This window comes from uncultured Salinicola sp. (assembly GCF_937921195.1).
In the GTDB taxonomy this organism is placed as follows: Bacteria; Pseudomonadota; Gammaproteobacteria; order Pseudomonadales; family Halomonadaceae; genus Salinicola.
This window is the reverse complement of sequence record NZ_CALFQK010000168.1, coordinates 17,224-26,484: the sequence shown is the minus strand read 5'-3', so window position 1 is coordinate 26,484 and position 9,261 is coordinate 17,224. Positions and strand designations below refer to the sequence as shown.

Here is a 9,261-nt window from a genome sequence, read left to right as displayed (position 1 = left end):
CCTATACCGCCCCTTCCTGCTTCGGATGGAACACCGCCCATGGCGTGTCGTTCGTCCTGACGATGTCCAGTATCTCTGCGTCCGGGTCCCAGTAGGGCTCCATGATGCCCATCTCTCCGATGATGTCCCCCAGGCTGCGTCCGGGCATCGAGGCGATCACCGTCGACGGTAGCCTGTGACCGAGGTCGATGTGGTGCTCGACGGGCGCGCTGGAGGAGAGGCTGATCTCCCTGACGCGGGTCCGCCCCACGAAGAAGAGGATCTCGTATCCCGTCAGACCGGTCCTGAGGCCGCTGTACCATGGTTCGATCTTCGATATCGTGAAGGGCGATTCGGTGAACTCCAGCTCCTCCTGGATCCTCTCGAGGAGCCCGGTGCGGATGCGTATCCGCTCCTTGAGGTTTTCCGGCGAGCACACCCGCTGCGTCAGATGAAGGACGACGGGTCCGAACCTCATGGAGCCAGTTCCGAGGGAACCAGCCAGCGACCGCTCTCATGGCGCGTCGGCATGCCGGATGCTCTGCGTTGACCGAGATCCTCGAGCCATGTGTGCATCCAAGGATTGGGAGCGTAGCGGAAGGCGCGCGGCATCCGGTCGGGCTCGACGCCGTTGTGCTCGGCGACGATCGCGCACCCGGCCTCGCTCAGTGGGTGATCTGCAGCGGCCGCGGTGAAGCCCACGGCGCGGAATTCCTCCGGGGTCGGGACGTCAGGCATGGACGGATCCTCCGAGATAGTGGTTGATCGACCAGGAGGGCACCCGCACGACCATGTGCGATGAGCCCTTGATGGTTGCTATGCCGGTGATCCGCTCATCCGGATCCCAGACACCGGTCATCCTCTCGAGGCCCGAGACGATGTCACCGAGGCTGCGTCCGATGGTGCCTTGAAGGACCGCTTCGGGAAATTCCGAGCGGATGAGGTGGCGGCTGGAATGATCGTCGACCTGTTCGTAGAAGACCGTGTCCTTGACGAGCAGTCCGATCTGGTATCCCACATGCCCCATGTCGACGTCCACCAGTGGGTCGGCATTGAGATAGAGGAAGTCACATGGAGCACTCTTGAGGTTGACTTCGCCCGCATACTGCGGATTCTTCAGGAAGCGCCGCATGTGGTTCGTGCGCTCCACCGGATCGTCACTGGCCGCTTCGACGACCTTCAGGAGTGCGGGGCCGAATCTCCCCTTCATGCGATCTCTCCGAGGAGCTCGTCGATGGCGAGCACCCATGCATCCACGTCGGAGGCGTAGCGCCCGAGGTTCATGGGCGGGTTGAGTTCGATGGGAACGACCTTGCCGGTGTTCCTGTCGATGCACAGATCGAGGCTGTAGGCGAGGGCCCTGCCGTTCTCCGCGGCGAACTCCTTGCCGAAGGCTTCGGCGAACTCGCGATAGGCATCGAGCACGTCACGCGCGGTGACGACGCCCGTCCTGTTGCGCACCGGCTCCATCTTGGGATCGAAGACGTCCCAGTTGTCGAGCGGCGTGAAGGCCTCGACGCATCCCGCTCCGGTCACCGGGCGGTCGCCGACCATGAACATCCGGTATTCATGGGTCGGCTCGATGACGCCCTGGACGCTGAAGTAGGGCGCGGTGTTGCCCTCGTACTGGATGGTGGACCACATGATGCCCTCGTCCTGGGCGCAGATCTGCTCCCATGCGTCCTTGCCGGCCTCGATGGAGTAGCGCTGCGCCATCTCCTTCTTGATCGTCTTGATGAAGATCTCGCCCGCCTGCGGAACGATGCGCCGGATCGCTTCGGACACGGCCTGGCCGTCCGGTCGGACCAGTTCCATCTGACGTCCGGCGTGCTTGCGGAAGGTCTCGGAGGAGGCGTGCTTGCCGATCGCGTCGAGCGCCTTCGTGCTCTGCAGCGGGAGCGAGAAGTCGATGCCCGTCGTGTGGTCGCTCCCCCGGATTCCCGAATGGAAGAAGGCGGGCTCGCCCTCGCCCGAGACGAGCGTGTCGGCGGATGAGCTGATCCAGACCGCGGGAGTGGATCCCATGATCTCGTGCTCGACCCCCAGCCGCGCGAAGGACTCGATGAAGCAGGCGTTCTCGACCCAGTCCTCCTTGTCACGTTCCTCGGGTCTGGAGTCCGGGAAGGCCGCGAGCCATGCGGCCGTGATCGCCGGTGCGTACTGCTCGGCACCGATCGGGTGGCTGTCGCGTCCCAGAGGGCGCATCAGATGCTTGGCCATGGGCCTTTTCCTTTCTCGTGGAATTCTCAGAGCGCGTTGTGGATCACGACGTGCTTGTTGGGCTGCCGGTCGGCGCCGAAGGTGACGCTGACGGTGAGATCGTCCTTCTCGGCCTGCTCGATCTCGTCGATCCATTCGTCCCCGAAGGCGATGAACTCGCACATAGGGGCGATGTTCTTGCCGCCGTAGGAGGTCATGCGCCGGAACGAGACGATGGCGTAGCCCTTGCCAGTCTTGGCGACGCCCCGCCGCGTGATGCGCGGCTTGCCGGTGGCGCCCACAGGAAGGTCCTCGCGGCTCACCCTCGTGAAGCCCTGCTCCATGTCGCTGCGTGCGCTCTTCACCGAATTGTAGAGGTCATTGATATCCTTCTCGGTGAGTGGCGGTTCGGCCCGTGCATGCTGCCACATGCTCTCGCCGGCGGTCTCCATGAAGCTCGCGAACGCATCGTTCCATGCGGCACTGAAATCGGGCTGCGGCTCGTAGGGGCGCGAGGTTCCGCCCTGTTGCTCCCAAGGATCGCGTGACCGGCCCGGTGTCGATGCACTCTGCAGGCTGCCGGATTCCACGATGTCTCCCCAACTCGTCTTCAGCGCCGCGATCTCGCGACTGACGGCGACGATCATGCGGTCGCCCGTCTTGGTCTGGAGATGTTCGAGGACCCATTGCTGGGGCGTTCCGGTGAGGTGCCTGATCGCGCCCTTGCGGATGATGTCGACGATCATGAGCCCGGTCTTGCGCTCGATGAGGTTGACGGCCGACTGGCGCTCGTTCTCGTGGTCGGAACGCAGCCGTTCGGCGATGCCGCGGATTATGCTCATGTTCTTTTCCTCTCAGGGAAGGTGTATCGCCTGCCCTGCGTCTGTGGATGCAAAAAAAGGCGGCCCGGTCAGACCGTAACCGCCTCTATGTGTTCGTGTCTCACGCCCGGGTCACGCAGTGCTATCGTGATCGGTCTTTCATCGTTGGCTGACCGGCGCACCCTCGCGGCGGCATCGCCGCGAGCGACGAACGGGACGAGTGGTCTGAAGGACCTGTCCTGGTGATCCGCCTCCAGCATGTAGAAGACGACCGTCTTCCTCCCTTCGTTGTCCATGCCGGGCTCCCAGAGGTTGGGGATTCCCGTGATCTCGTCCGGCATGGCATCCCGGCGGACGCCTTCCAGACCCGGCCGCTTGGCGGCCGGATGATCGCATCCGGTGCGCAGGTGCTCGATTCGTTCGGCGATGCCGAGGGAATCGCCCTTGGCGATGACGTTCTGCCAACTGACTCCGTTTCGTCTCAGGATCACCTCGAGAGCCTGTATCATGACATCGCCGCTATAGGTCTCCATGAGATGCAGTGCGATAGCCCTCTCCTCGTGTCCGAGGCTTCGCCGCAGGCCTCGCCGGATGAGTTCGTCGACGTGCTTGCCGGTCTCTCGCTCTATCAGTCGCACTGCGGAGCGTCTCTCGTTCTCGGTGTCCGCACGCATCAGTTCGGAGAGGGCGGAAAGTCTGCGATCCATTTTTTCCTCCCGTCTGTCGATCTCGTCAGGCCGCCGATCTCATCGCCAGTCCATGCGCCATGTAGGTGCTCTGGGACCAGGAAAGATCCCTTTTCAGCTTCGGGATGTAGATCGCATGCTCTCCCACGCTTCCCATCTCCTTTACCGGGAAGTCGGGAAGCCCCTCGGCCTGCATGACCTCGGAGAGGTTCATTTTCCCCTCTCGTGTCATCGTCATATGCCTCTGTCTCGTGGTTTCGGGCACGATGAGCGTCAGACCTCCTTCGGGGTCCAGCGTCCAACCATCGGCATGTGTCAGGATCATCCTCACCTGGCTCCTGACACCGATGCTGATATCGTCGCCTTCGTCCGTGACCCGTGTGCTCGCTTTCACGATGGCCTCGTATCTTCCATCCCGGATCACATGGACGGTCGATGTCTCGATATTGTCGATCTCCTCGTTGGGCGTGCACATGGTGAGGAGATTCTGAACCGATGCGATGAAGCGTTCTGTCTCGTCGCGGCCCGACTTGGCCGCGTAGCGCATCAGGATCCAGCGGGAGATCGCATCGGTCCTGACCGTCATGCCGGCTCCCTGCGTGCCTCGATGGAGGCCTTCAATGCGCTCCACGTGATCGATGCATCCCGGTCCCAGTCCTCGAGATGGAAGACGGTGTAGCCCTCGTCGCGCATGATCTGGTACCCCAGGACGCGTCTCTCCTTCATCGAGCCGATGTCGATGAGCCTCGCGGCCAGCATGGCGCCCTCGGCGATCTCCGTGTCCCACCGCAGCATCACGGTGTGAGGAAAATGGACCTGTTCCACGAAGACTCGCGTCTCGTCGATCTGGTAGCCGTTGTAGTGGAGGAAGCCGGTCAGCTCATAGCCGTGAGCGCGGTCGTGCAGATGGACCTTGGTCCTGCCTTCGATGGTGAACATCCTCGGGCGCGCCTCGGTGATCGCTGTGTCGATCTCTGCGACGGCTGCATCCCGATCGCCGATGTTCTCGATGATGTGCCGAGCGAGCGGCCCGACCGTGGGGTTCAGCATATCTCGATCTTCTGGAAGGGGTGGCGCAGGCATGCGGCCATGAGGCGTGAGAGCATGAGCGTCGAGGTGAAGATCGTGCCCCACTTGTTCTTCGCGTCGAATTCGGCGCGCATTGCATCCTCGTCCTTCTCGCACAGCATCTCGCTAAGGCGCTCGAGACCCGCTTCGATGTATTCGGCGGCTTCGGCCCCGGTCATGCCGTAGAGGCCGTTTATGCCGGCTTCGCGTCCGCTGTCTCCAGGGAGGATCTCCTTGAAGAGCGCGTGGGTGTTGTAGGTGTGGTTGAATTCCTCGTCAGCGATCGAGATGTCATAGGACATGGCGGTCTCCTCAGGCGCGTTGGTCTTCGGTGTGGACGGTGCCGCCGAAGTTCAGGCGGTTGTAGACCTCCTTCAGCGCATCCAAGCTGAAGTCGCGGTCGATCGTGATGTATCCCAGAGGCGTGTTGCGGAACCGGCGTTGCTGTGGCAGATCAAGCTCGTCCCAGCTATGCTCATTCTCGGTGCCGACGAATATGCGCATGCCTTCTTCCATATAGGCACGCAGAGAGTAGAGCCTATGTTTTCCGTCGAGAAGATTATCCGCCTGAATCGGGTATCTCCCCGTTTCAGGATCCATCTGTCCTTCATCTGATACGACGATGGTGCCGATGGAGATTCCCAGCCAGACACTCTCCACGAGACGCCTCTTCTGGTCGGTCGTCCAGACGTCGGGTCGCTGGTATGACGGAATGTAGAAGTGCCCGAGTTGCTCCAGCCCCTGAACCGAGCCTTCGAACATCTTTTCGTATTTTGGTTCGCGTTTCCGCATGAGATCTGAAATTGTTCTCGAGCTGGTCGTGCCGCGGATGAGCGGCTGGGGAAGAGTGACGGTCATCGTGTCGTGTCTCCTCGCAGGGTGGCGTAGGCCTGCTCATCATAGGGCTTGCACGAATACGTGCTCTGGTCCCAGTAATGCGTTCCGCTCCGCAGGAGTTCGGCTGCCTGCCTACCCTTTGCGAGCGTCGGCCAGGAGCCGATCGGGTGCCATGGACCATGGATGTCGGGCTCGAACCACCAGGGTCCGTTTTCCGCTATCCGTCTCATCCTCATGTCGAAGGCCCAGTGGCCGTCCTTCTTGCGCTCTGCGCGGATGAATTCTCCGCCGTGGAGGCCTGGCATGGTTCGCCGCATGGCGAGCGAATCGCTTCCCATGTTGGTCTCCTCGTTGGCATGGGTGGACGAGGGGAAGGTGGTCCTCCCCCTCGTCTGGTTCAGAAGCGCAGGTTCCAGCTGCTGACCGCGCGCACGTCACGGCCTTCGACGTCGCTCGCCGCACCGAAGCGGAAGGCGGAGCGTTCGCCGGTCTTCTCGTAGCCGAAGGTCAGCTGCGGAGCCATCCGGCCGCGCATGTCGACGGTGCGATCCTCGAAGGTGAGGCCGCGGATGCCGAGATCGTAGCCGTTGCCGACGGTAAAGGTCGCATTGCCCGAGAGCGCGACCAGCCGCTGAGCGACCCCGAAGCTCACGAGACCGCCGAGGGCCTCGCGGCTGGCGGTGAGACCGAACCGTCCGCTGGTGATCGTGTCCGCATCGGTGAGCAGCATGTCGTCGGCCAGCTTCAGGCGCGTCGCGCCCAGGCTCGCATAGCCGTCGAACTGCCAGCGACCGAGGTCGAAGCCGCTCGCGGCCTCGACGAACACCGTGCTCGAGCCGTCACCGAAGCGCATCGCGCCGGCGCCGACCGGAGTGCCGAAAACCGTGCCGGTCTCGTCGACCAGTCCGAGCTTCAGCGAGGAGGGACCCTGCTGCCACTGGACCGTCAGGCCGTTGGTGGCGGTGTTCTCCTGGCGTCCGACGTATGCCGAGACCGCGAGGCGTCCCTCGCCCAGCTTGTGGCTCACGCCCATGCTGGTCTGCGCGAGCGGCGAGTAGGCGAACATCGCGTCCGAGGTTGGCGCGAGGCCCATGACATCGTCCATGACGTTGTCACCGGTGTTGTAACCGGCGGTCACGGTCGTGTCCTCGTTCATGCGGAACGCGAAGGCGGCGTTCGACAGGTGGTTCCGGAGCACCGGATCACCGTTCGAGTCGCGGAACTGCGTCTCGAAGGCCGTGTAGCCGATCGAGGCCGAGGCCTTGGGACTGATGAAGCCGGTGGACCCGGCGTTCGTCTGCGCCTGGACCCGGCGCTGCAGCCAGTTGGCGTTCGCCTGGCCCGGACGGATCACGAGACCCGAGATGTCGCCATCGTAGTCGCGACCGTAGGCATCGAGGACGGTGACGTCGCTGTAGACCGATTCGATCGAGGACGGACCGTATCCGCCACCGAAGGCACCGCCCACGACCATCACCGAGTTGTCGATCGAACTCGAGGTCTTGCCGTTCGACAGCATCGGATCGACGGGCGACAGAGCGGCCTTGGCATCGATCAGGCCGTGTCCGTAGATCTCGTCGACGCCCGCCTCGCCGATGTCGCGAGCGGTGTTGATGATCACGTTGCCGGCGTCCACGCCGGAGAGCTGCGGCCACTTGGACAGGATCATCGCAGCGAGCGCAGTGACCTGCGGTGCGGCCGAACTGGTGCCGCCGAAGCCGACGATTTCGCCGTTCACGTCATGCGTGACGTTGCTTCCGACCGCAGCGACGCAGCGATCCATCGCCAGGCCGCAGTGGTTGGAGTAGCTCGCGATCTTGTATTCGGTCTGCGACGGCGCGAGAGCCACGACGAACAGCAGCGCCTCGGCGTTTGCGTCGGTCATGTCCAGGTAGTTGCCGGGATTGTCCTGCACGTTGTTGCCCGCGCTATTGATCACGAGGCCACCGAATGCGGCATAGTCAGCCAGCACGTTCTGCATGATGGCCGAGGTCGTGGTCGGATCGCTGCGGCTCAGCGACATGTTCAGCAGCTTGATGTCGTTCGCGATGGCGTATTCGATCGCCTCGTTGCTGCGGAAGCCGTACATGCGATTGCCATTCACCATCGCGTCGACCCGCAGCGAGACGAGCGTGACGTCCGGAGCGAGGCCCTGGACGCCCTGGCCGTCGTTGCGTGCACCGATGATCGCAGCCACCGGAGTGCCGTGGATCGAGGTCCCGTCCCCGCTGTTGGCTCCGCCTTCGCGGGGCTGCAGCTTGCCGTCGACGACGACGCCGCCGAAGTCGCGACTGAGCTCGCGATCGACCTGGCCTTCGAGCTCCGGAATGGCGTTGATGCCGTCGTCGAGGATGCCGACGAGGACGCCTTCACCGGTCCAGCCGTTGTCGAGCGCGTAGAGAGCGTTGATGTATTCGGCCGCGGTGTAGTTGCGACGATATTCGGTGTCGTCCTGGACCGAGCGCTGCGGCTGCTGGTCGCGGGGAGTGATCACGTAGCCCGCGGGCGGGGGCACCGGTGCGCAGTTCGGCTCGCACGACGGAGGCGTCGGAGTGGGAGTGGGAGTGGGTGCCGGAGTCGGAGTGGGCGTCGGCGTCGGCGTGGGTGCCGGCGTGGGTGCCGGCGTGGGTGCCGGCGTGGGCGTGGGTGCCGGCGTGGGCGTGGGTGCCGGCGTGGGCGAAGGTGCCGGAGTCGGAGCGGGTGCCGGAGCGGGCGACGGGGTGCCCACCGGAGGAGGGGGCGGAGCGGGAGTCGACTGGACACCGCCGCCGCCGCCGCAGGCTGCGAGACTGGCGAGTGCGACCGTGCTGGCGGTCACGCGCAGGATCTGTGAAATCTTCATATCGTTTTTCCTCTTGATCTGGAACTATGCAATTCCAGTTTACCTATCGTTAATTTCGGCTTTCCCTTTTGGACTTTTCCGGATGGCGTCCGTAGTTCTCGGATGTTTCCGGGCGCTCTCGGACTTTTCCGGGCGCATGGAGGAGGTGGTAGCCCCGGCAGGATTCGAACCTGCGACCTACCCGTTATGAGCGGGCAGCTCTTACCGCTGAGCTACGGGGCCGTATTGTTCAGGAGTGCTGAGCGAGAAGCAGGTCGGCTGCCTTCCCGCACGCGCGTCGTATTCGTTCTTCCCCGATTTCCGGGTGCATCGTCATCGTGCGATCGAGGATCGTCTGCGCTCTCGTTCCAGGAACGGCCGCGCGCGCCATCCGCACCACATCGGCGACGACCTCGATGTCATCGATCGTTCTCGTGGTGGCGGACATGGTCGTCATCCCATCCTCATATTGCCTCTTTCCCTTGTCGGGAAGAGGCTTTTTCTCCGTGTCATGCGGCGAAGGGCAGGTCCCGGCCGGTTTCGTTGTCGCGGAACAGGTCCCATTGGAAGCCGCCGTGGATGCGGATGTGCTTCTCGGCCTTCAGGTCCAGATTGTGCCGGAGATGCCGCGTGATGTTCTCCTCGCGGATCTCCTCTTTTCTGCGTTCGGCTTCGGCACGCGCCAGCGCATACGAGGAGTGCTCGTCGCTCTCTTCCGTAGTCGCGCGCTGCATGGCATCGTGCGCAAGGGTGCGGGCCCGTGTCATGGACTCGCCGCTGGTCACGCAATCCGTTGCTGTGTCCTTCCAGGGCAGATCTGCCATTTTTCCGTTCTCCTTTTCGAAAATCG

General features: G+C 63.3%; 14 protein-coding genes and 1 tRNA gene. All 15 read right to left on the bottom strand.

The window, feature by feature from the left end; genetic code table 11:
* Position 1: 1 nt before the first annotated feature.
* Positions 2-457, bottom strand: a complete 456-nt coding sequence (locus Q0602_RS19635; RefSeq protein WP_298847102.1) for a hypothetical protein — start codon at positions 455-457, stop codon at positions 2-4.
* Positions 454-717, bottom strand: a complete 264-nt coding sequence (locus Q0602_RS19630; protein WP_298847099.1) for a hypothetical protein — start codon at positions 715-717, stop codon at positions 454-456. The genes Q0602_RS19635 and Q0602_RS19630 overlap by 4 nt, the downstream gene beginning before the upstream one ends.
* The gene (locus Q0602_RS19625) at positions 710-1,189 is read right to left on the bottom strand and encodes a hypothetical protein (protein ID WP_298847096.1); all 480 of its coding nucleotides are present in this window, start codon (positions 1,187-1,189) and stop codon (positions 710-712) included. The genes Q0602_RS19630 and Q0602_RS19625 overlap by 8 nt, the downstream gene beginning before the upstream one ends.
* Positions 1,186-2,199 (bottom strand): hypothetical protein, encoded by a 1,014-nt coding sequence (locus tag Q0602_RS19620; protein ID WP_298847094.1) that lies wholly within the window; start codon positions 2,197-2,199, stop codon positions 1,186-1,188. The genes Q0602_RS19625 and Q0602_RS19620 overlap by 4 nt, the downstream gene beginning before the upstream one ends.
* Positions 2,200-2,225: 26 nt before the next feature.
* On the bottom strand, positions 2,226-3,020 hold the full coding sequence (locus Q0602_RS19615; RefSeq protein ID WP_298847092.1) for a hypothetical protein: 795 nt from the start codon (positions 3,018-3,020) through the stop codon (positions 2,226-2,228).
* A 68-nt stretch (positions 3,021-3,088) separates the two neighbouring features.
* The gene (locus Q0602_RS19610) at positions 3,089-3,706 is read right to left on the bottom strand and encodes a hypothetical protein (RefSeq protein ID WP_298847089.1); all 618 of its coding nucleotides are present in this window, start codon (positions 3,704-3,706) and stop codon (positions 3,089-3,091) included.
* Positions 3,707-3,731: 25 nt separating this feature from the next.
* On the bottom strand, positions 3,732-4,271 hold the full coding sequence (locus tag Q0602_RS19605; RefSeq protein ID WP_298847084.1) for a hypothetical protein: 540 nt from the start codon (positions 4,269-4,271) through the stop codon (positions 3,732-3,734).
* The gene (locus tag Q0602_RS19600; RefSeq protein WP_298847079.1) at positions 4,268-4,735 is read right to left on the bottom strand and encodes a hypothetical protein; all 468 of its coding nucleotides are present in this window, start codon (positions 4,733-4,735) and stop codon (positions 4,268-4,270) included. The genes Q0602_RS19605 and Q0602_RS19600 overlap by 4 nt, the downstream gene beginning before the upstream one ends.
* Positions 4,729-5,055, bottom strand: a complete 327-nt coding sequence (locus tag Q0602_RS19595; protein ID WP_298847076.1) for a hypothetical protein — start codon at positions 5,053-5,055, stop codon at positions 4,729-4,731. Before Q0602_RS19595 ends, Q0602_RS19600 begins: the two co-directional genes overlap by 7 nt.
* Positions 5,056-5,065: 10 nt before the next feature.
* A complete protein-coding gene (locus Q0602_RS19590) occupies positions 5,066-5,611 on the bottom strand; it encodes a DUF262 domain-containing protein (RefSeq protein WP_298847073.1) in 546 nt (181 codons plus the stop codon).
* Positions 5,608-5,928, bottom strand: a complete 321-nt coding sequence (locus tag Q0602_RS19585) for a hypothetical protein (protein WP_298847070.1) — start codon at positions 5,926-5,928, stop codon at positions 5,608-5,610. Before Q0602_RS19585 ends, Q0602_RS19590 begins: the two co-directional genes overlap by 4 nt.
* Positions 5,929-5,987: 59 nt before the next feature.
* The gene (locus Q0602_RS19580; RefSeq protein WP_298847065.1) at positions 5,988-8,432 is read right to left on the bottom strand and encodes a S8 family peptidase; all 2,445 of its coding nucleotides are present in this window, start codon (positions 8,430-8,432) and stop codon (positions 5,988-5,990) included.
* Between the two features lie 146 nt (positions 8,433-8,578).
* Positions 8,579-8,654, bottom strand: a tRNA-Ile gene (locus Q0602_RS19575).
* Between the two features lie 7 nt (positions 8,655-8,661).
* Positions 8,662-8,859, bottom strand: a complete 198-nt coding sequence (locus Q0602_RS19570) for a hypothetical protein (RefSeq protein ID WP_298847062.1) — start codon at positions 8,857-8,859, stop codon at positions 8,662-8,664.
* A gap of 61 nt (positions 8,860-8,920) precedes the next feature.
* A complete protein-coding gene (locus tag Q0602_RS19565; RefSeq protein ID WP_298847059.1) occupies positions 8,921-9,235 on the bottom strand; it encodes a hypothetical protein in 315 nt (104 codons plus the stop codon).
* Positions 9,236-9,261: the final 26 nt, after the last annotated feature.

Bases quoted from the DNA above. Each gene is read 5' to 3' on its own strand.
- Q0602_RS19635 (WP_298847102.1), bottom strand. From the start codon at position 457: ATGAGGTTCGGACCCGTCGTCCTTCATCTGACGCAGCGGGTGTGCTCG.
- Q0602_RS19630 (WP_298847099.1), bottom strand. From the start codon at position 717: ATGCCTGACGTCCCGACCCCGGAGGAATTCCGCGCCGTGGGCTTCACC.
- Q0602_RS19625 (WP_298847096.1), bottom strand. From the start codon at position 1,189: ATGAAGGGGAGATTCGGCCCCGCACTCCTGAAGGTCGTCGAAGCGGCC.
- Q0602_RS19620 (WP_298847094.1), bottom strand. From the start codon at position 2,199: ATGGCCAAGCATCTGATGCGCCCTCTGGGACGCGACAGCCACCCGATC.
- Q0602_RS19615 (WP_298847092.1), bottom strand. From the start codon at position 3,020: ATGAGCATAATCCGCGGCATCGCCGAACGGCTGCGTTCCGACCACGAG.
- Q0602_RS19610 (WP_298847089.1), bottom strand. From the start codon at position 3,706: ATGGATCGCAGACTTTCCGCCCTCTCCGAACTGATGCGTGCGGACACC.
- Q0602_RS19605 (WP_298847084.1), bottom strand. From the start codon at position 4,271: ATGACGGTCAGGACCGATGCGATCTCCCGCTGGATCCTGATGCGCTAC.
- Q0602_RS19600 (WP_298847079.1), bottom strand. From the start codon at position 4,735: ATGCTGAACCCCACGGTCGGGCCGCTCGCTCGGCACATCATCGAGAAC.
- Q0602_RS19595 (WP_298847076.1), bottom strand. From the start codon at position 5,055: ATGTCCTATGACATCTCGATCGCTGACGAGGAATTCAACCACACCTAC.
- Q0602_RS19590 (WP_298847073.1), bottom strand. From the start codon at position 5,611: ATGACCGTCACTCTTCCCCAGCCGCTCATCCGCGGCACGACCAGCTCG.
- Q0602_RS19585 (WP_298847070.1), bottom strand. From the start codon at position 5,928: ATGGGAAGCGATTCGCTCGCCATGCGGCGAACCATGCCAGGCCTCCAC.
- Q0602_RS19580 (WP_298847065.1), bottom strand. From the start codon at position 8,432: ATGAAGATTTCACAGATCCTGCGCGTGACCGCCAGCACGGTCGCACTC.
- Q0602_RS19570 (WP_298847062.1), bottom strand. From the start codon at position 8,859: ATGTCCGCCACCACGAGAACGATCGATGACATCGAGGTCGTCGCCGAT.
- Q0602_RS19565 (WP_298847059.1), bottom strand. From the start codon at position 9,235: ATGGCAGATCTGCCCTGGAAGGACACAGCAACGGATTGCGTGACCAGC.